Raw genomic sequence first — 19495 nt, 5'->3', positions numbered from 1 at the left:
CAGAAATATCGCACGTTTGGGATGCCAACGGACCGCATAGCCGCTATTGCCTTGAAACACCCCGATATGGAGCTCTTTCGAGGGAATAACGTCATTGGAGTCCGAAGCCCTGTTCCAAAGGCAGAAAATGTGCAAATTAAGTCATCTGGGTCCGTAACTCTTAGAGGGTGACAATACTGTTGAAGCATTTTAAGCAGGCATTCAACGAGTCAGAAAACAAAGCGGCAATTCTCCAAATAACAGGAGAATCACCGCTCTGCGAATACTAGAGGCGAGCCTTGCGGAAGCCTTCATATATATTGAGGACCGCAACTAAAATCAAGACTGCTATACCTCCACCTACTAGCCCCGTTTCAAATTGGTTAGCTGTAGTAGTTAATAAATTAGACATGTAGTTAATGAATTCTTGGTTAAATACATTCGGATTTATAAGGATAACAGCGAATACAATAAGTACAATGAGCTCGAGGACCGTATTACATAATGCTAATTCTCTAGTCCATTGTCTCTTGATTAATTTATATATAGTTAATGCGACTTCTAATCCGATCACAATAAGAATAATAGGCCAATAATCAAGTAACACATGCTGATTAAAAGCTGGGGCTACGAAGTTAAGTGCGCCTTCACCGCCTCTATAGACTCTGATCAGGTGTTCAGCATTAAAATAAACAGTAGCCCAAATGGCAGTCCACAGTAAACTTCCGAACACTTCGAAGCTTGTAATTGCTTTTTTCTTATGGACAAGCGCGATATCCTTCAAATCATCAGGAGTCCATTTCCTTAATTTTGTAGTAAGCGGATGCCCTTCCTTTCCTTTATCCGCCCGTTCGATAATAGCGAACACAACAGTTATCCAAAAAAAGACTTGGATTCCTACTTCAAGGAAGGTTCCAATTCCTGTACTTATAACTGCAGTAACAATATCCGCAACTGTTTTATCGCCGCTGTAGCCAATCAAGTAATCAGCAACCAGAGCGATTAAAGAAACAACTACAGCGATTGGTATAATCATTTTTAATAACGTAACATATAAATCGAAATAGCGTGGGCCGATGAGATACATGGGCTGATCGCGGTACTCACTAGCTAAAATAGCTGGATTGCCCAATTTTTCAAGGACGGCCTTTACCTCTTTTTCGTCATAATCATCCGGTAACATATCCTCGATGGTTGATCGTAATTCTAATGCGATGTCTTCCCGATTTTGTTCCGGTAACCTCCGAGTAACTTCATGAATGTAAATCTCAATTAGCTTCATGGTCATCCTCCCCTTGTAATAGGCCGTAGAGTTCTTTCGAATTCTTAAGCCATTCTTCCTTTAGCTGTAAAAAAATCTCTACGCCATAGTCACTTAGAACATAATACTTACGGGGTCTGCTCTCGGATGTGTCCCAGCTGCTCGTCACTAATTCCTGTTTCTCTAATCGGCGAAGTAATGGATATAAGGTGCTTTGATCGATGATGATGCTGGATTCCTCCAACAATTGAACGAGCGAATATCCATACTGGGGTGTTCGTAATTGACTTAAAACGGCTAGCGTTAACGTACCTCTTCTAAGCTCTGTGATTAAAGAATTTAATAAAGTACTCATTCACCCACCTCATTATTTAAAATATAAGGATTTATAATCTCTTATAAATTGTTCTTATATTTTTGGTTTAAACGCTTGTTGTCCTTGAGAGGACGTCGAAGCCGCTTATACTTACTATGTGTCATACAGTATTCGATCTATACTATGCATCATACACTATTGTTGTTCCAACATCAATTGAATAAAATAATCTTCTAAGAAATAAATAAGAAAATTTTTCTATTTTGTGAAGCAGTTTGATTAAAAGGAGGTTGTGAAATGACCTCTTTAGTTTGGGGTGGAAGATCGATAAGTACTCACGAAATATCAAACATTCGGCATTGTTCTAAAGGGAGCAGAGCAGGTCATTGAGTTTGTGGAGTCGAATCGTTACTTATTGGAGGGGCGGCCGCAGACTTTTCAACACGGCGACTATCATGTAGGGAATATGATCATTACGAAGTCGAGGGAACTTGGAATTATTGATCTTAATAGATTTGATTATGGTGATCCTTGGGAGGAATTTAATCGCATTTTTGGTGTGCACTAACGAGTCCAGAGTTCGCATCGGGCCGAATCCATGGGTATTTTAATCATGATGTTCCAGATCTTTTCTTTAGGCTTTATATACCGAAGTGGTATTTGGCAAGTTATACTGAGTGAAAAGACTCAGCTATTTGAGATTAGTTAGGGGAATTGAGCGATGAATATACTGATTGCTGAAGATGAAACTGATATAAGAAAACTAGTGAAAATACATTTAGAAGATCGATCCTATCGAGTATTCGAAGCCAAGGATGGCATTGAGGCTTTAGAGGTTGTTAATCAACATGAAATAAATCTTGCCATTCTGGATATTGTAATGCCCAAGCTTGATGGGCTTAATCTGTTGCGACAGATAAGAGAGAAAAGCCATATTCCGGTTATCTTGTTAACTGCCCGCGGTGAAGAAATTGATAAGGTTGTTGGTTTAGGTCTTGGAGCGGACGATTATATGGTGAAGCCATTTAGTGCTTCAGAGCTTGTGGCTAGGGTTGAGGCGCAGCTGAGACGAAGAAATATATACGATCTTAGCCAATCGATAACTGAAGAAACAATCCAACATAGAGAATTGAAGCTGAATTTAAAGGAATGTATGTTGTACATAAATGAAAGTCCGGTTCTTTTAAATGCCAAGGAATATAAGGTATTACAATGTCTGATGCAGAGTCCTAATCAAATTTTTACGCCCAAAAAGTTATATGCAGCAGCGTGGGAAGAAGATTTCTATAGTGATAATAATACGATAATGGTTACCATCAGCCGTCTAAGGAATAAGATCGAACGGGACCCACACCATCCCGAATTTATCGTCACAGTGCGTGGACTAGGTTACAAATTCTACAATCCAGGTAAATAAGATGAGAAAACATAATATATCCTATCAATTGTTAAAAAACTATATCGCGATCTTTCTTATAACAACGGTTATCACGATATTGGTGATTGTTGCTTTGTTTAGCATGAACAGGCTGGGATCTAAGGACATTATTTATAATCAGTTAACGGCTGCTAAGCTTATGCAAAATGACTATCAAAGAATTGACACTAGTGTTATTAATGATGTCGGGGGCAGTTTACAGGTTGTGAATTCCAATTACGAAGTCATACACTACATTGGCAAAAATCCATTTACGTCCAAGCAGATTAGTGTCAAAGAATTTACGGATTTTCTAATGAATACTGGGGCTAACAAAGATATGATCACTGTTGAATATAATGAGCAGGAACAATTTTGGCTGATCGTCTCTTTACCTATACAAGTGAAAATGACAGGCAGTTTCCATTGGAATTCAGATTCACCTATGCAGGATCATACCCTTCAAATGCTTGGGTTTATAGGGTTAGGTTATTTATTGATTCTGATTCTAAGCACGATGATTTATGCAAAGATTACGGCGGTTAGTTTCATTAAACCCTTAGACCAGTTGTCCGCTGCTGTAGAAAAGGTTAAGAATGGGGATTATTCAGCAAGAGTGCAGGTAGGCGGGAATCGGGAGTTTAGTCAACTGGAGCAGGCTTTTAATCATATGGCAGAAGTGATTCAGATCCAGACCTCGTTAAAAGAACAGAGTGAAAATAATCGAAAAAATCTAATATTGGATATATCCCATGATTTAAAAAATCCATTAACAAGTATTATGGGTTACGCAGAGCTTGAACTAAAAGAACAGGTGAGCGGTCGGATAGAACATTTGGAATTTGCCAAAATAATATACGAAAATAGTATCCGTGCCAATGTATTGATTCAGGATTTGTTTGAATTATCGAGAATGGAAAGTCCCGAATTTCGTTTGGATGTTACAACAGATGATTTCTCAGAATATTTGAGAGAAGAAATGATACATATGTTGCCCGAGCTTGAGGCTGCGGGTCTGATTCCTGATTTTGTAATCGAGCCAGAAGAAATAATTCTACAGTTTGATAAAAAAAGAATGAACCGTGTATTCTCAAACCTGCTTTATAATGCCATCGCTTATCAGGAGCGAGGTTCTAAGTTTCAAGTTGTGCTGGAAAAGGTGAGTGATGGAGCCAAGCTTACTTTTGTTAATTACGGTCAACCATCAGCCTTGAACCCGGCAGGTTCTGGATTAGGGCTACTCATTGTTCAGAAAATAATAACTGCTCATGGAGGGACTGTTCAGCTGAATACGCAGGATAACCAGTTTGAAATTATAATTGGGCTGAACTGGAAAATTTAAGGTCTATGTAAGATTACATTAAGTCGTATGAAATTTCCCAATGCTAAAATGGTTGATATTCAGTCTATTAACAATTTTACATGGGGGATTAGATTATAATGATTGATGAGAAATTAAGTAAAAGGCAATTGATCTTGGGCGTTATATTAGCAGTAATGTACTTTTTAGGATTGTTCTCTATTCTCTTGATCCGGCCGATTATGGAGATTCTTAACCATGTTTTTATTTGGCAGCCAGAACAACAAAATCGAATGGCCTTACTGTTGAATAGTCTGATCTACATAGGAGTGATTATAGGTATTAGAGGGTTCTATAAACAAGCTGTTCATGATTTCAGACAACACTGGGTGCGTAATATGGTATGGATGGTTTGGGGACTTTGTTTGATTATTATCATCGGAAGTATGTTGATTCCCACACTAATTTCCATCTTTCATCCCATTACAAAGTCTGTTAATGAGGTGGATTTACGGGCAATGTTGTCTTCGTATCCATTTATTTTTACAGTGAATGTGGTATGGATTGGTCCCGTGATTGAAGAATTAGTGTATCGGGCGACCATTTACAGAACGATCCGCAGGAAAAGCCGTCTTCTGGCTTATCTGATATCTTCCTTTTTATTTGGCTTCCAGCATGTCTATAGAGCCGTGGTTTTTCAGGGTAACTATAACGAAATGTGGAATATCTTCTCCTATATGACTGCTGGATTAATCTTTGCCTACCTATATGAGAAAAGAAAAAATATATTAGTGCCAATAAGTGCACACATGTTTAGTAATGGTTTATCTGTGCTTCTCTATTTCTTAAGTTAATACGAAACTTGACTCCACATCAGATTACTAGTAAACTGATAATCAAATAGATCCAATTCCAAAGCAATGGATGTGGCATAATGCGAAACAATGGATTCACTGAAGACAACAAACTAAGCTTGTTGATCTGGCTGCGGCTGGTAAGAGTTTATGACAATAGTAACGATCTTTCCAATGAGTTCTTGAAGCAGTTTGATTTAACGGTTAGCCAGTTTGATGCGTTAGTACAAATACTATTACATCAGCCTGTGACACAGATGGAAATTGCCGAGCATTTAACCATTACTAAAGGTGGAGTATCACATATGCTTGGCAGATTAGAAAAAGAAGGATGGATTGAACGCAAGCAGGATTGGAAGGTGAAGTATATTTCTTTAACTGAAAAGGGCCAGGCGCTTATCGAGAAAGTTCTTCCTTTGCAATCGGATTTCCAAGCTTCGTTATTCGATCCACTGACGGACGAGGAGAAAAAGGTATTTTACAGCATGCTTAAGAAGATTCACCGCCATAGCCAAAATGAGAATCGAATTCCACGAGGAGCTCAGTAGTTGCGCTAAAGCTTTATTCTGAATAAAGCTTCCTTTTTTCAGCATCAGTTTACTAGTAAACCATAATCATATTAGGAGGAAATTAAAATGAGCCAACAACAAATAACCGGACAACATCATGTATCAATGATTACTAAAGACGCTAAACAAAACCTATGGTTTTATACAAAAGTTCTGGGACTAAGACTTGTCAAAAAAACCGTAAATCAGGACGATCCAACCATGTACCATTTATTCTATGGCAACCCTAATGGCGCTCCAGGCACCGAGGTATCCTTTTTTGATATGCCAAATGCAGGCCAGACCCGGAAAGGAACGAACAGCATTTCTGCAATCTCTCTTCTCGTTCCTAGCGATGAGGCCTTAGTATATTGGGCTAACAGATTAGATACATTTGAAATCGCTCATGAAGCTATCGTAAGTATAGAGGAGCGCAATTCGCTTACTTTTCAGGATAGTGATGAATTAACGGTTCATCTGGTGTCCGCAGAAAAAGATAATGTGACTCAGCTGGTAGAACCTTGGATTACTGATGATATTCCACCACAATATGCCATTGTTGGTTTGGGTCCCGTTGAATTGACTGTCCGTGAGGCTAGCCGTACAAAGGCTGTTTTGGAGGATATTTTAGGCTATACACAAGTTCGTAGAGTGCCATCCATGGGTGACCCGAAGGTAATGGTGGATATTTATGAAACAGCTAAAGGCGGCTTGTACACTGAACTTCAGCTCAAAGAAGTTAATGATCAAGACCGGGAAAGACCGGGAAAAGGCAGTATTCATCATGTGGCTATAAGAGTGAAGGATCTGGAAGAGTTAACCGCATGGGCTGCTAAAATCACAGTTGCAGGGTTCAAGAACACAGGGGTCATTGATCGTTATTACTTCCATTCTTTGTATTTCCGTGATCCGAACCATATTCTTTTTGAGCTTGCTACAGATGGTCCAGGGTTTGAGATTGATGAATCTTTTGATGCGCTGGGCGAGAATTTGACCTTACCTTCTTTTCTGGAAGAACGCCGGGAAGAGATTGAATCGAAACTTCATCCTATCCAATAATATAGCTAAGAAATAAGAAAAACTATGAGATTGGAAAAAATTATATTAAAATCATTCCTATAAGGTTAGACGATGGTTTGATAAGGTTCACTTAAGGAGGTAAAGTGTGACGAATAAAATGATAGCTGCTCAGCGTTTATATAATCAGAAGATCGTTGATTCCAAGCTAATCAAGCCCGAACAGGTCGTTAAAGAATTAGGGGCAATACAGGCGCAGGATTACATGCAGGCGATGTGGGCGATCGGATTACGTACTCCATCTTCGAATTTAGCTGATATAGAGTGTGCTATCGTTGATCGCAAGATTATTCTGAATTGGACGCTGCGTGGTACGCTTCATTTTGTCCCACCGGAAGATGTAAAGTGGATGCATCAGCTATCTGTGCCGCGTTTAACGGGACAAACAAAGCGACGAAATGCAGAGCTTGGGCTAGATGATCAGACACTAGAACGTTGTAGACATATTATAGTTAATGCTTTACAAGGTGGAAAGCAGCTAGATCGTGCTCTTTTACTTCAGCTAATAGAAGAAGAAGGTATTCACACAGGGAACCAGCGTGGTTATCATATGTTGTGGAATGTTGCGTACCAAGGGCTGATTTGTTTCGGGCCGATGAATGGTAAGCAGCAAACGATTGTTTTGCTAGAGGAATGGGTGCCTCATTTTCGCGATCTTACTTACGAAGAGTCATTGTATGAACTCGCTCGGAGATATTTCACTGGACATGGTTTAGCAACTGTTCAAGATTTTGCTTGGTGGGCAGGCATAACCCTTACAGATGCCAGACGAGGATTGGAAGCGGCCAAAAGTCAACTGCAATCAGAGGTTATTGATGGCAGTGAGTATTGGATGTCTGCTGATCGGCTAGAGCCAACTGCTGAGGACTCGGGCGTTCATCTGCTTCCGGGTTTTGATGAGTACATTCTTGGTTATAAAGACCGAAGTGCCGTTCTAGAGCCTGACGTTGCTCCTTTGATAGTTCCGGGGAATAATGGTGTTTTTCTTCCAACGATTGTTGTGGAGGGTCAGGTTGTGGGTACATGGAAAAGAACTCTAAAGACCAAGGGGATCGAGATTGTGATCCATCCTTTTGCCGAGCTGGGCGATACGGAAAAGTTGGTACTTAAAGAAGCTGAGCGATATGCGGCATTTATCGGGCTGCCGATACTCAAAATGAATGTGAGTGGTTCATTGACATGAGTATTTCACTATTCTCATCATTCTCACCGTTTTCATCTTTCTTACCATACTTTTGTGCGCACCTTTAACGCTAACGGACACCAGTGCACTTATTAGCTCCTAAATGCTGATTTGCTGAGCTTTTCGGACTCCAATGCAGTTATTCCCGTCGCAGCACCACTTTTGCCCCCTGTTTTTGCGGAATAGCGGCATCTGGGTCCGATAGATTCGTAAAAAGACTACTTTTAGCTCAATAGCGCCTCCTGAGTCCGAACGACAGAACGGCATAATGGGTGAATGGTTGAATGGATACCGATTACCGGATAACCGCTCACGAATGCACTCTGAGTAAAAAATAACCCGGCAGGGCGACCTGCCGGGTTTGTTTCATAAATCTTATAGCTAGCTTAATTAGATTCGTCTAGCTAATTCAGCGCCTTCCCAAATCGCATTAAGCGCTCTACGCGCTTGCACCGCATCGCCAATTACATGATAAGGGATGGAGCTTTCCTCCAAGAAATCCTGAAGAGGTTGTTTGTTGAGGGCGCGTGAACCTACGGCGATTACTACATAATCAGCAGGTAGGCTGTGAGATTCGCCGTCTTTTTCAACAATTACGCTATCCCCTTGAATCGCCATACATTTGCTGTTGGTTATTAATTCAACGCCATGTCCATATAGACTTTCCATGACACAGATTTTACGCAAAAGTCCTAGATCATTAGCAACATCGGCTTGCATTTCAACTACAGTGATTTGATGTCCGCGTTCTACAAGCAGCTCTGCGACCTCAAGCCCCACTAAACCGCCACCGATAATAACGACTCTTCCTTCTGGATGAACCGTTCCCCACAACACATCATGTGAATTGACCACATGTGAACTGTCGACACCTTCCACAGGCGGAATAATAGGAGAAGATCCGATTGCAAGAATGACCTCATCTGGACCAATTTCTTGGATTAATTCAGGTGTAACCTCTGTATTCAATCGAATGTCTACACCTTCACGTTTAGCGGTTTCTCCCATATGCAGAGCGGCTGCAGCCATTTCCTCTTTACGTGGTGCGGCGCCGGCAATATAGAGCTGTCCGCCTAGAATGTCATTTTTTTCGCATAATATTGGATGATGCCCACGTCGTTTCAGTGTGACAGCTGCTTCTAATCCACCAGGGCCACCACCAGCAATAAGTATTTTCTTGGGGATATTCGTTTGCTGCAATTCATATTCACTTTCACGGCCGGTTGCAGGATTAAACACACAGCTGATAAATGGCACATTAGGATTCACGAATCCATCGAAGCAGCCTTGGTCGCAACCCACACATTTAACGATGGTGTCTGCACGTCCGGCTAAAGCTTTATTGCAGAATTCCGGATCAGCCAGCTGCGCACGCCCAATGGCTACAAAATCAGCCAAACCCTCCGCGATTATCCGGTCTGCAATTGCTGGATCATTAATACGGCCTACGGCAATAACAGGGATGTTAACCACAGATTTAATTTGTGCCGCGTTATCTACATTGAAGCCCACAGGTAAATCGATTGGCGGAACTTCATATTTAATTGCAGCGCCAGCAGGGACCCCACGAGATACATTAATAGCATCAATTCCAGCTTCTTCAGCGAGCTTCGAGAAGAGCTTCATATCTTCCAGCGTAAGTCCGCCCGGTAGATCCTCAATTGCAGAAATTCTCATCAAGATAGGGAACCCAGGTCCAACCGCTTCCCGGATAGCGCGGATACAAGCCAACGGGAAGCGGCAACGATTCTCCCAAGAACCGCCGTATTCATCCTGACGAAAATTCATTGCAGGACTTAGAAATTGTTGGGGCAAATAACCATGGCCGGCATGGAATTCCACGCTGTCAAATCCGGCTTTCTTCGCACGTGAGGCTGTATCTGCGTAAGCTTGAACCATCTCGCCGACTTCATGATGCGCAAGTTCACGTGGTATATGACTTACGCCTTCAAATGGAACAGGTGAAGAGGAGACCTGAATTAGGTTGGGAGTTACTTTACCTCCATGCCATAACTGTAGACAGCTTTTGCCTCCTGCCTCTCGAATAGCTAATGCTAATTGAGCCATACCTGGAATAAATTTATCATCATAAAGGGCAGGAGCATCATCGGAGGCCGCCGTTGGGTGAATAGTTGTTACTTCTACAGTATTTAAGCCGTTGCCGCCTTTAGCTCGTGCTACATGGTAATCAATCAGACGATCACTGACGTATCCACCCGGCGCATTCATTTTCGTGCCCATCGCTGGTAAAATGACCCGGTTCTTAAGCTCCATATTTCCGATTGTGCCCTTGCTAAATAAATGTGTGAATTCCATATGATAACTTCCTCTCTACATATAGGTTAAAAATAAATAGGTTATTTTAACCTATATTAGCGAAAGGGTAGGGTGAAAGTATGTGCAAAAAATCACGAGTGATTTGGCAGAAATGTAGTAATTGAGGTAATATAAGAAAATGATGAACCGGATACGTATTCCGGAAGCCCGGAGGATGATTATGGATATTGAAGTTTTGATTCTGGCCCAATTAATGAAAGGGGCCAAACATGGTTATGAAATTAAAAAAAACATTATTTTTGTAATGGGCAATGATAAAATCGTAAACAATAACTCGCTTTATCCAAAGCTGAAATTATTTGAAAAGCGAAAATGGGTAATCAAAAAAACGGAAATTCAGGAACGCCGGCCTAAACGTTATGTATATTCTATAACTACTGAGGGTGAGGAGCGGTTTAACACCTGCTTAACAGAATTTACGCTGGAGACTATTCGAATTGATAATGAATGGTCTATTCGTCTTGCTTATTATGAGCTTTTGGATCAGGAGACACGTAGAAGATTGCTTGATTACAGAGAGACTTATATGAACGAAAAGCTGGACCATTTACAGCAGTTATCCAAAGTAGTAGGCAATAGTGAGGATATGGATTACTCTGAGGAGCTCTATTTTTACACCCGAAGTATGGTTTTACGAGAGATCGAGTTAATTAAGGAGCTGTCACGTAAATTAGAAGCATAAGGAAACAGTTTAGCACCCTATGAACCAATCATTTTTTAAAATATGAGGAGGTACAATAGAATATAAGATTGGAGAGTCAAGCTTATGACTGTGAAGAAATACTTAAGTATGATACAAAAGTAGCAAACGATAATGAGTATAATTTGATGATTACTAATAACAGTCCGTTATTTTTGAAAAGCGTAGTTGTAACAGAAGAAGAAGAAGAAGATAACAAGCACAAAAATGCTTTAATTGATGCTAATATCAACCGAGGTAATCAGAAGTGAGGATGCCCCCTGCTCAATAGAGAGCAGGGGGCATCCTCCTTAATTTGGCTAGTCTTTTATTGTTCGCCTTTATTTTTTGGCTTTAAAACCTGATGCTTGCATAAGCTTGGTGAATACTTCGGTGTTTTCGTAGATTCCAGTAAATAATTGTGCATTTTTGCCCATAGCTGTGATTGGAATATCAACCGCAGTATGGCCTGAGGTCGTCCAGTCCACTACAAAATTGTGTTTGGAATTGGCGATGGCGAATGGACCGTCTTCTTTGGATATGGCGTCACCGGACTCATCATCTGCGTCAACTGCTTCAATAGAAAATCCGCCGGTCTCATGATCGGCAAGAACTAGAACCAGTGTATCTGGATTCTTTTTGGCGAAGTCTTTGGCTACTTGCACGGATTTGTCCAGTTCTTGACCTGATTTAATCGTCATTTTAGCGTTGTTTTGGTGTGCAAATTCGTCAGTGCCTTCTTCTTCCACCATAAGGAAAAATCCCTTTTTATTTGTTGCTAGCGTATCTATAGCTTTCTTAGTCATCTCGGGCAGCGATACCACCGGATTATAAATATCCCCTTCACCCTCAGGATTTTGCTGGAACATTTCCTCGTTTGCGAATATTCCCAGTAGCTTGCCGTCTTTAGCTTTTTGCATATCCGCTTTGTTCGTTACATAGGTGTAGCCCAATTGTTTAGCTTTATCAACAAGGTTACCTTGTGTTCCTTTGCTTTTCTCTGAAGGATCTTCAGCGGGTTCATCTGGGAATTTCCCGGGATTGCCTGCAGGGTACCAGAAATCCTCACCCCCACCAAGCAGAACATCAACCTTGCTCTTAGTCAGAAGCTGGAGGGCGATATCACTTTGCTTTGAGCGGTCTTCGACGTGAGCACCAAATGCGGCGCCAGTCGCGTCTGTAATCTGACTAGTAGTAACGACACCTGTCGATTTTCCGGCATCTTTAGCATATTCCATAATGGTTTTAACACTTTTTTTATCGGCATCCATTCCGATAGTTCCATTATAAGTTTTCACACCGCTGGCATAGGCTGAAGCAGAAGCAGCCGAATCTGTAACAGGGACAGTGGAGCTTGTATGAATTAATCCAACGTATGGCATCGAATCCATTGCTAGATTTCCTTTTTCACCTACGGTGGCAAGCCGGATGGCATCACGCTGAGCAGCACCCATTCCGTCTCCAATAAACAGAATTACATTTCTTGTGTTCGAAGATGCTGCGTCTGCTTGATTAGGTGCATGAGTAGTGACTATGCTGGATACAAAAAGAGCCGTTGCCGCTGTCGCTACAATTGCTGTTTTGACGCCATGCTTTTTCGGTGATTTCATAATTTCCCTCCTAATGTATGTTTACAGTCTCATATTATAGTAGTTACATTAAGAGAATGTTTTCTTGTCTTGTAAAAAATGTAAAATGATATAGCGAATATAAATTATCCGAGCTGTGATAAAAGATTTTAAAATAGAAAATATCTAGGTGTATTATTGGAATATTGGATATATTCATCTCTGAATACGGACTTTAAATGTTGCTCTTCTTGAAGAATTAGTAAATGAATCGCGGCAATGTTAAGAATGAATATTAGGAGTGTTAACAGATTGGGGTACATCAGATACAATCCCAGAAACATGAGATCAAACCCGACAAATGCAGCGTTTCTACTATATTTATAAATACCGTGTGTGATGAGTTTGGTTACAGTAGTCTTATCAATCCCAACTCTCCATGAAGTGCGCATAGCAATCATAGCTTGAATGAAAATAAAACATCCGAGGGCAGCTACACCAACACCGCTAAAGTGAATTACAGGAATATCAAACGGTTTACCTACAAGTGTAACCATAAAGGACTCTGCTACGGAAAAAACAAACCATGCTGCGCCCCATAAAAAAGTAGAGGTTTTTACCAATAGCTCGGTATAATGGATCTTAGATAGTTTATCGCCTTTAGCCAGAACGTTTCCTTTAATGTGGTTTTTCTTGTAAAGTATAAGGAGCTTTAATAGATAAGAAAATAGGAAGATGCAGAAAAGAAGTAGAGATAGGATTTTTTTAAGATCGCTCATTATGATTTCCTCCTTACTAATACATATGAATGATTGCTCACATATTTGTTTATATCTTATTTCCTAATATTGTACATGTCAACTAATTATTGATTTAGGAGGATATCGTGAAAACAAATGTATACAAAAAACGGTGGCTTTGGGTGTTGGTTATCGTGGTTATTGCACTTGCAGGTACTGTAATCGGTATGCTGCTTACGCAAACTGGGCTTGCAACCTTTACATCCAATGCTTATGGAGTCTCTTTGAAGTATCCAACGGAATGGGTCGTCGATTCAGCAGATGATGAGAAGGGTCAGGGGGAGGATGGTTTTTTTCAATTATCCGCTATGTCTGGAGAGGGACAATCAATAGATGAAGTAGCTGAAATTATTGCCTCCCATCAGCTGAAGCCTTATGGCTCCAATCCGCAAATCACTGAACTGACATTAGAGAGGTTAAAAGAGGAAGAGAAGGCAAAGTTGATAATGCCTTCTACTGACCAAGGAGAGGAATGGAATCATCAAGCGGCGCTTATAATTAAATATCCCGAAGCAGTGAAAATAGGAGATGATGTATACTATTATTTTATTTTGCAGGGCGATAAGGAACATGTGGAGGAGATAGGTCAGACCGTAAGATTTACAGGTAAACCGTAAAGTGCTTGTGCACGAAGGTAGTCTACGGGTTTATTTGCAGGGATATCCAAGAAATATTCCGACTGCCATGTTTGCGTTTTTTGAGCTTGGCGACTCGTGGGATTGTCCCAAGGCGGGTAGACTCGAAAAGCTCTTTTTCCACCTTCACCTTTAGCAGATAGAATATCATGTTCTCCTAGGACAGCTTTTGGGAAAATAAATTGGCCAAAGTGATTCCCATTTCGTGTACTTATAACGAAGAGATCAGCAGGATCTGAGATGTCATAGGGTTGGATGGGATGATCTCCAATTCGCTCCCATAGTGTCACAAATTGCCCGACTTTAGTGGGTGTGATTTTAGCCACCCGGAATCTAATGGCCAGCGCATTTAAGGTAAAGATATATGCTCCGTATTCCGCATTTTGCGGTTCAAGAATAGGTTCGGAGCAATCAAACCTGCAAGGATTATATACTTCTTCCATGGTAGCAAGTAAGTCACTATGTAGGATAGAAGTAAACATGGCCATCGTTTATGAACGATTTTCTAAAATCATGAAAAAATATGACTAATAGAAAGGTATGAGAGGATGGATAACTATCAGGAGATCATAGCTTCGCTGAAGCAGCGCTTTCCGGAAGGGACAGTAACACACCGAAAAGATAAGAAGGGAGTTTATATCCCCAATCAGGTCTATACAGATCGAATTGAGACTGCAACAGGCAGTGAGTGGGATAAGGAGATTAAGTAGCTGGATATTAGTGTGCCACATCGCTATGTAAAGGCGATCGTACAGATCCGTATTGGACCCTATACTCGTGATGGCTACGGAGTATCGATTATGAATGGAGATCCTGCTGCCGAGCCCAAGTTAATACGTACAGCGGTCGATCAGGCAGTCAATGAAGCTTTCATCGACGCGATTGATACTTATGAGATGGGATGGAAGGATCTCGCCCCCTACATGCTTGAGGACTGGGCAGGGAACCCAGCGCTTGCACATTTACAACAGAGTGGACCACCTGCAGGAGTGGAGGATGGAGCCGCTCCAATACAATCATTTGCGGTTTCAAACCATAAATGCCTGAAGTGTAAAGAGAATCTGACTAATGCCGAGTGGGAGTTGCTAGGACGGATACCGAACTTAAACCGCGAATCATTGGTATATTGCTTTGAGCATATACTGGCACATTTGAAACGCAAACTTCCCGAGCCAGTTTTGACTGACTTTGAAGAGAAGCGAAACAGTTAAAGGAGAACGATATAAAATCTTTTTTACTCATTTTAATAGCCTACTGTTTTCAGGGAGGGGATTGAAATGTCCAAAACGACGGTTATTACCATTGCCAATCAGAAAGGCGGTATAGGCAAAACGACCACTGCATACAATCTTGCTTACGCTTTATCTAGGTCGTGTCTGAAAACTAAAGAATCCTATGGTATGATATGAGAAAAACGAATGGAGAAACAAGCATGATTCCAAGACGGTACGAAATAACCGATGAACAGTGGGAACAAATAAAGGACATGTTCCCCCTATCAAACAGGAAGACCGTCGAAATTAAGCAATCGTACGATGTTTAACGCCTTTCCTTGATTGCCCGAAGTGGTGCGGCATGGCGAGACTTGCCGGAAGAACGTTATGGTTCATGGAAAACGGTCTACAGTCGTTTCTGCAAATGGAGAGACTCCGGACTCCTTATCGCCATCTTCCAAGCCCTTCACATCGAACCCGATTTTAAAAACTTGAGCATCGATTCTACATCGGTCAAAGCCCACCGACACAGTGCCGGTGCAAAAAAAAACGCAGATGGACACGAAGTAAACCAACACATCGGCGTCAGTCGTGGCGGCAAGACGACCAAACTTCATGCCATGGTCGATGGATTAGGCAACCCTCTAGCTTTTCTACTGACGGGTGGTCAAGTTATTCTTTTCCAGCGATTGAATTGCTTCAGGAGTTAGATATTATTGGAAGTCACATTCTTGGCGACAAAGCCTATGGCTCAGAAGCGATTCGGAACTGGATTACGACTAAACAGGCCACTTACACCATTCCGCCTAAAACGAATAGTCAACATCCATGGAAGGTCGATTGGTATCGGTAGAAAGAACTCCACTTGGTTCAATGCTTTTTCAATAAAATCAAACACTTTCGCCGTGTGGCCACTCGTTACGATAAGTTGACTAAGTCATTCCTCGCGTTTATATACATAGCTTCCATTTTTAAATTGGCTCAATGATAGTTTTCAGATACGCCCTACGCAGATGCTTCATTATTTTGTCAATGGTAGGGAGCGGGCCGTTCTGTTGTTGTTCTTTCTGAGTTCTTCCCGAGTTCTCTCCAACGTCCCAAAAAGCTTCATTTTGCCCAGATGCCGGGAACCCTTACGGGCTTGGAAAAGACCAGAAAGACCGCTAAAAACCTTGATTCTACAAGGATTTTTAGCGGTCTTTAAACTCCTCTTCTTGGACTTAATTTCTGCTATCTTCTCAATAGCAGTCGCGACTCAAAATCGAGTGGGAAACCGTGGAGGTTCGAGTCCTCTCGCCCTTTACTAAGAGCAGTTCAATAGATTAAAAATCTGGTGGACTATTTTTATTTTTATTACTTCATTCATTCGGTTTGCGGAAGTGACCTTAAAACTGAATTCCAAGTGAGCATAGATGTTGGCTGTGGTGGAATAGACACTGTGACCTAGCCATTCTTGTACTTCTTTCATGCTAACGCCAATTGCTATGGCACGAACCCTACTGGTCATAGCCTATAGCATGCTGAAAAACAAAGAAGCTTACTTAGAAGGCCGACTCCAAAAACTAAAATTCGTCCATTCGTCCAGTTCCCCTTATTTTCACAGAAAAACTGTCTGTAGGTCGCGAATAAGTTGTCCCGAGGCAACTCCGACAAAACCGGTCTGCTCCAGTGAAATATTAAGGTTCGGTACTAATAGCGCTTCCATTGCTAATTCATCTTCAATGGAATGAAAAACAGGATGGCTGTCTACCAGCACCAAGTCTACAACCTCCAGTCCCTGCCTCCAACAAACGACCAGCTGTTTCAACCGCGATCAGTCCTCCCAAACAGTAGCCGATTAGCTGAAATTGACGATGTCCGGTATCCAGAAGACGGGCCGCATAGTCGTCAGCCAGTCGTTCGATCAATCCGTCAATGTTCCTGGTCTCAATAGCGCTCTACATCCGCAATCGTAATGCCAACAACTGGTCCCAGCCCTTATTCATCCAGGTGTCGAAGCAGCAAATGGAAGCAGTTTATTGTTCCCAGACCTATACATGGAATACCACATGAAGCGGACTAGATTGCTTGCCGCCATAATAAGTGAACACTGCGTTGCCGCCAGTATTCAGTTGGGGCAGGACTTCGCTCAACGTTCCCCCCATCTCTGTTTTATGCTTCATAGAATCGCCCTTGAAACCGTCAGTTTGGCTAATTGTATTATTTTTTACGTATGAGGCAACAAAATCAGTGAGCTCTGCTACTGTTGGATCGTTCAACATTTGCCGCAGAAAGGCATCAAACGGAATGGACTGACCGTCACAAGCATAATTACTCAATCGCGTAGCTTCCCGTCAACCTGAGCCATGATTAATGAATCCGCACCATGTTAAGCGGAGGCCCCCTGCCTATTGATAATAAGGGACAGAATCAGCTAAATAGTCATGCCCTGTCTTGACGCCGGGCTGGAGCAGCCGTATGGTACAAGTGACAAGAACATACAAACATACAAACACATGCTCAAGAAGGGGGAACTATGAATAAATTCACAGCCTATGGCCGACAGATCCGGCGGCAGATCGTCAGCAGGTATTACCGGATATCCATCAAGCAGAGAATTCTGTTCTCGTTCATCGTGCTGATCACGCTGTCCATCAGTGCAATGGGCAGCTTCTCGTATTGGATTGCCGCGCAGGAGATCGAGGACAATGCCTACGCGGGCAGCCAGGAGACCGTAAGCAAGACGGCACAGCTGCTGGATTCCCGCCTGAATGATGTGGCGCTGTCCGTGCAGTCCCTGATGCTGAGCGATGCGTACCGCAAGATGATGCTCGATGTGTTCAGCCATGATGTGTCGAATTACTATGTGCATCTGTCGGATCTGCAATATGTGCTCTCCCAGGCAACGTTCAATCAGCCGATCATTGAGAATGTACTGATCGTTACCCCGATAGGCGATTTCTATTCCACTACGCAGACCCGGGCGCAGGACTATTCATTCTACGACTCGGAATTATACGGTCTGAGCAAGGGGAAGCCGGGCGGCTACTGGGCCAAAGGACATTATGACCGGTTATTCACGGGCAGCCAGCGGGTGGTCTCCTTCGTGGTCCGGGGAATTTATGAATACCCTTACACACCGATCAGCAATGTATTTATTGTGGTCAATATCAGGGAGAGCCGGATAAATGAGCTGCTGAATAAAGGGGGACAACAAGCGGGATGGGATTATTACCTGGTGAGCGGGGAAGGCGAGGCGGTGGTGGAGTCCCACTGGCCCTTCCAAGGCAGGTTCCCCTGGAAGCCGATGCTTGCCGGAGCCGGGACAGCAGCCGGTCCCAAGGATTACAACTACAGCTATGGCGGGAAGGAGTATCTGGTTAATTATACAGGCTCAGCGGCATCGCCGGACTGGATCATCTCCGGCATGCAGTCGAGGGACCAGCTGCTGGGCAAGCTGCAGCGGGTGCAGCGCATCACCCTCTATGTCATCGCATTCTTCCTGCTGGCCACCTGGCTGATCTCCAATCAGCTGACGTCTGTGCTGCTTAAGCCGCTGTTCAAGCTGCGGCGGCTGATGCGCAGAGTCGAGGAGAACCAGCTAAGCGTAGTTTATGAGAGCCGTTATGAGGATGAGGTTGCCCAGGTCGGCTATCAGTTCAACCGGATGATGTCGGAGATTAAGGTGCTGATTGCAGATGTGAAGGCCAAGGAGGAGGACAAGCGTCATGCAGAGATCCGCGCACTTACGGCGCAGATGGAGCCGCACTTTCTGTACAATACTCTGAATACCATTTATTGCAAATCGGTCATGGGCGAGAATGATGATGTGAATGAGATGATCCTGTCGTTGTCGCAGATGTTTCAGATCGGGCTCAGCGGCGGCAAGGATCTGATTCCCCTTGAGGATGAGCTGTCCCACATGCAGCAGTATTTCGCCATTCAGCAGAAATGCTATGAAGGGTTGTTTGAATACACGGTGACTGTTGAGGACGAGGCCCTGCTGTCCTGCCTGCTGCCCAAGATTATCCTGCAGCCGGTGGTGGAGAACAGCATTCAGCACGGGTTCAGCGACCGGACCGCCGGCGGCCGGATCGACATCACGGTCAGCCGGGAGCAGGAACTGCTGCATATTTGCATTACCGACAACGGGCGGGGTCTTGATGCTGTACGGGTCAAGCAGGGGATGGTCAGGGCTCCGCAGTCGAGGAAAGGTTATGCCCTGTTCAACATCAGGCATCGGCTGGCGCTGTATTACGGGGCCGAAGCACGTATGGACGTTGGCGGCGAACCATGTAAGGGATCACGGACAGATCTGTGGATTCCGTTAGGGGAGGAGAGATGAAGG

Annotated in this window: 21 protein-coding genes and 2 pseudogenes; 15 read left to right on the top strand and 8 right to left on the bottom strand. The window is 42.8% G+C overall.

Going from position 1 to position 19495, the window contains the following annotated elements; genetic code table 11:
• Positions 1-265 precede the first annotated feature (265 nt).
• On the bottom strand, positions 266-1261 hold the full coding sequence (locus tag NYE72_RS20015) for a hypothetical protein (RefSeq protein ID WP_038572325.1): 996 nt from the start codon (positions 1259-1261) through the stop codon (positions 266-268).
• Positions 1248-1595: a PadR family transcriptional regulator gene (locus NYE72_RS20010; RefSeq protein WP_036689003.1), complete on the bottom strand. Its 348-nt coding sequence runs from the start codon at positions 1593-1595 to the stop codon at positions 1248-1250. The genes NYE72_RS20015 and NYE72_RS20010 overlap by 14 nt, the downstream gene beginning before the upstream one ends.
• Positions 1596-1899: 304 nt before the next feature.
• Here NYE72_RS20010 and NYE72_RS20005 point away from each other — a divergent pair.
• The 7 genes and pseudogenes from NYE72_RS20005 to NYE72_RS19975 form a co-directional block, all read left to right on the top strand.
• Positions 1900-2198: pseudogene (locus tag NYE72_RS20005) on the top strand (phosphotransferase); the annotation flags it as partial.
• A gap of 79 nt (positions 2199-2277) precedes the next feature.
• Positions 2278-2973 carry a response regulator transcription factor gene (locus tag NYE72_RS20000; RefSeq protein WP_326047748.1) on the top strand — a complete coding sequence of 232 codons (696 nt, stop codon included), beginning with the start codon at positions 2278-2280 and terminating at the stop codon, positions 2971-2973.
• Position 2974: 1 nt separating this feature from the next.
• Entirely contained in the window at positions 2975-4315 is a 1341-nt protein-coding gene (locus NYE72_RS19995; RefSeq protein WP_326047746.1) for a HAMP domain-containing sensor histidine kinase, read from the top strand.
• Between the two features lie 98 nt (positions 4316-4413).
• Entirely contained in the window at positions 4414-5127 is a 714-nt protein-coding gene (locus tag NYE72_RS19990; RefSeq protein WP_339210328.1) for a type II CAAX endopeptidase family protein, read from the top strand.
• Positions 5128-5207: 80 nt separating this feature from the next.
• Positions 5208-5675 carry a MarR family transcriptional regulator gene (locus tag NYE72_RS19985; RefSeq protein ID WP_339210327.1) on the top strand — a complete coding sequence of 156 codons (468 nt, stop codon included), beginning with the start codon at positions 5208-5210 and terminating at the stop codon, positions 5673-5675.
• A gap of 87 nt (positions 5676-5762) precedes the next feature.
• Positions 5763-6734 (top strand): ring-cleaving dioxygenase, encoded by a 972-nt coding sequence (locus tag NYE72_RS19980; protein WP_339210325.1) that lies wholly within the window; start codon positions 5763-5765, stop codon positions 6732-6734.
• A gap of 106 nt (positions 6735-6840) precedes the next feature.
• Entirely contained in the window at positions 6841-7935 is a 1095-nt protein-coding gene (locus NYE72_RS19975) for a winged helix DNA-binding domain-containing protein (protein ID WP_339210324.1), read from the top strand.
• A gap of 390 nt (positions 7936-8325) precedes the next feature.
• Here NYE72_RS19975 and NYE72_RS19970 read toward each other — a convergent pair whose 3' ends face one another.
• A complete protein-coding gene (locus tag NYE72_RS19970) occupies positions 8326-10251 on the bottom strand; it encodes an FAD-dependent oxidoreductase (protein WP_339210322.1) in 1926 nt (641 codons plus the stop codon).
• Positions 10252-10432: 181 nt separating this feature from the next.
• On the opposite strand from NYE72_RS19970, the gene NYE72_RS19965 reads away from it, so the two are divergent.
• Together NYE72_RS19965 and NYE72_RS19960 are read left to right on the top strand one after the other, a co-directional pair.
• A complete protein-coding gene (locus NYE72_RS19965) occupies positions 10433-10954 on the top strand; it encodes a PadR family transcriptional regulator (RefSeq protein ID WP_036688994.1) in 522 nt (173 codons plus the stop codon).
• A 68-nt stretch (positions 10955-11022) separates the two neighbouring features.
• Entirely contained in the window at positions 11023-11223 is a 201-nt protein-coding gene (locus NYE72_RS19960) for a hypothetical protein (RefSeq protein WP_076105246.1), read from the top strand.
• Positions 11224-11292: 69 nt separating this feature from the next.
• Here the strand turns inward: NYE72_RS19960 and NYE72_RS19955 are convergent, their stop codons facing one another.
• Together NYE72_RS19955 and NYE72_RS19950 are read right to left on the bottom strand one after the other, a co-directional pair.
• Positions 11293-12561, bottom strand: a complete 1269-nt coding sequence (locus NYE72_RS19955) for an alkaline phosphatase (RefSeq protein ID WP_339210320.1) — start codon at positions 12559-12561, stop codon at positions 11293-11295.
• 128 nt (positions 12562-12689) lie between these two features.
• The gene (locus NYE72_RS19950) at positions 12690-13298 is read right to left on the bottom strand and encodes an isoprenylcysteine carboxylmethyltransferase family protein (protein WP_339210318.1); all 609 of its coding nucleotides are present in this window, start codon (positions 13296-13298) and stop codon (positions 12690-12692) included.
• A gap of 107 nt (positions 13299-13405) precedes the next feature.
• Here NYE72_RS19950 and NYE72_RS19945 point away from each other — a divergent pair, with 107 nt between their 5' ends.
• Entirely contained in the window at positions 13406-13936 is a 531-nt protein-coding gene (locus NYE72_RS19945) for a hypothetical protein (RefSeq protein ID WP_339210316.1), read from the top strand.
• On the opposite strand, the gene NYE72_RS19940 is transcribed toward NYE72_RS19945, so the two are convergent.
• The gene (locus NYE72_RS19940) at positions 13906-14397 is read right to left on the bottom strand and encodes a MepB family protein (RefSeq protein ID WP_339210314.1); all 492 of its coding nucleotides are present in this window, start codon (positions 14395-14397) and stop codon (positions 13906-13908) included. The genes NYE72_RS19945 and NYE72_RS19940 overlap by 31 nt on opposite strands.
• A 105-nt stretch (positions 14398-14502) precedes the next feature.
• Between NYE72_RS19940 and NYE72_RS19935 the strand changes: the two genes are divergently transcribed.
• The 4 genes and pseudogenes from NYE72_RS19935 to NYE72_RS19920 all read left to right on the top strand — a co-directional run bounded on the left by NYE72_RS19935 (position 14503) and on the right by NYE72_RS19920 (position 16156).
• A complete protein-coding gene (locus tag NYE72_RS19935; protein WP_155288153.1) occupies positions 14503-14664 on the top strand; it encodes a hypothetical protein in 162 nt (53 codons plus the stop codon).
• A gap of 12 nt (positions 14665-14676) precedes the next feature.
• Positions 14677-15165 (top strand): hypothetical protein, encoded by a 489-nt coding sequence (locus NYE72_RS19930; protein ID WP_339210312.1) that lies wholly within the window; start codon positions 14677-14679, stop codon positions 15163-15165.
• 66 nt (positions 15166-15231) lie between these two features.
• Entirely contained in the window at positions 15232-15363 is a 132-nt protein-coding gene (locus tag NYE72_RS19925; protein WP_339210310.1) for a ParA family protein, read from the top strand.
• 23 nt (positions 15364-15386) lie between these two features.
• Positions 15387-16156, top strand: a pseudogene (locus tag NYE72_RS19920) (IS5 family transposase).
• A 609-nt stretch (positions 16157-16765) separates the two neighbouring features.
• Here the strand turns inward: NYE72_RS19920 and NYE72_RS19915 are convergent.
• A complete protein-coding gene (locus tag NYE72_RS19915; protein ID WP_076273775.1) occupies positions 16766-16975 on the bottom strand; it encodes a hypothetical protein in 210 nt (69 codons plus the stop codon).
• Positions 16976-17198: 223 nt separating this feature from the next.
• Positions 17199-17486 (bottom strand): hypothetical protein, encoded by a 288-nt coding sequence (locus NYE72_RS19910; protein ID WP_339210309.1) that lies wholly within the window; start codon positions 17484-17486, stop codon positions 17199-17201.
• Positions 17487-17683: 197 nt separating this feature from the next.
• Between NYE72_RS19910 and NYE72_RS19905 the strand changes: the two genes are divergently transcribed.
• Positions 17684-19492: a sensor histidine kinase gene (locus NYE72_RS19905; RefSeq protein ID WP_339210307.1), complete on the top strand. Its 1809-nt coding sequence runs from the start codon at positions 17684-17686 to the stop codon at positions 19490-19492.
• The last annotated feature ends 3 nt before the right edge of the window (positions 19493-19495 follow it).

It is taken from the genome of Paenibacillus sp. FSL L8-0333, assembly GCF_037965665.1.
Taxonomy (GTDB): domain Bacteria; phylum Bacillota; class Bacilli; order Paenibacillales; family Paenibacillaceae; genus Paenibacillus_AQ; species Paenibacillus_AQ odorifer.
This window is presented reverse-complemented; position numbering and strand designations above follow the sequence as displayed.

Excerpts from the sequence above, each read along its gene's own strand:
- NYE72_RS20015 (WP_038572325.1), bottom strand. The coding sequence starts at position 1,261 with ATGAAGCTAATTGAGATTTACATTCATGAAGTTACTCGGAGGTTACCG.
- NYE72_RS20010 (WP_036689003.1), bottom strand. The coding sequence starts at position 1,595 with ATGAGTACTTTATTAAATTCTTTAATCACAGAGCTTAGAAGAGGTACG.
- NYE72_RS20000 (WP_326047748.1), top strand. The coding sequence starts at position 2,278 with ATGAATATACTGATTGCTGAAGATGAAACTGATATAAGAAAACTAGTG.
- NYE72_RS19995 (WP_326047746.1), top strand. The coding sequence starts at position 2,975 with ATGAGAAAACATAATATATCCTATCAATTGTTAAAAAACTATATCGCG.
- NYE72_RS19990 (WP_339210328.1), top strand. The coding sequence starts at position 4,414 with ATGATTGATGAGAAATTAAGTAAAAGGCAATTGATCTTGGGCGTTATA.
- NYE72_RS19985 (WP_339210327.1), top strand. The coding sequence starts at position 5,208 with ATGCGAAACAATGGATTCACTGAAGACAACAAACTAAGCTTGTTGATC.
- NYE72_RS19980 (WP_339210325.1), top strand. The coding sequence starts at position 5,763 with ATGAGCCAACAACAAATAACCGGACAACATCATGTATCAATGATTACT.
- NYE72_RS19970 (WP_339210322.1), bottom strand. The coding sequence starts at position 10,251 with ATGGAATTCACACATTTATTTAGCAAGGGCACAATCGGAAATATGGAG.
- NYE72_RS19965 (WP_036688994.1), top strand. The coding sequence starts at position 10,433 with ATGGATATTGAAGTTTTGATTCTGGCCCAATTAATGAAAGGGGCCAAA.
- NYE72_RS19955 (WP_339210320.1), bottom strand. The coding sequence starts at position 12,561 with ATGAAATCACCGAAAAAGCATGGCGTCAAAACAGCAATTGTAGCGACA.
- NYE72_RS19950 (WP_339210318.1), bottom strand. The coding sequence starts at position 13,298 with ATGAGCGATCTTAAAAAAATCCTATCTCTACTTCTTTTCTGCATCTTC.
- NYE72_RS19940 (WP_339210314.1), bottom strand. The coding sequence starts at position 14,397 with ATGGAAGAAGTATATAATCCTTGCAGGTTTGATTGCTCCGAACCTATT.
- NYE72_RS19935 (WP_155288153.1), top strand. The coding sequence starts at position 14,503 with ATGGATAACTATCAGGAGATCATAGCTTCGCTGAAGCAGCGCTTTCCG.
- NYE72_RS19925 (WP_339210310.1), top strand. The coding sequence starts at position 15,232 with ATGTCCAAAACGACGGTTATTACCATTGCCAATCAGAAAGGCGGTATA.
- NYE72_RS19905 (WP_339210307.1), top strand. The coding sequence starts at position 17,684 with ATGAATAAATTCACAGCCTATGGCCGACAGATCCGGCGGCAGATCGTC.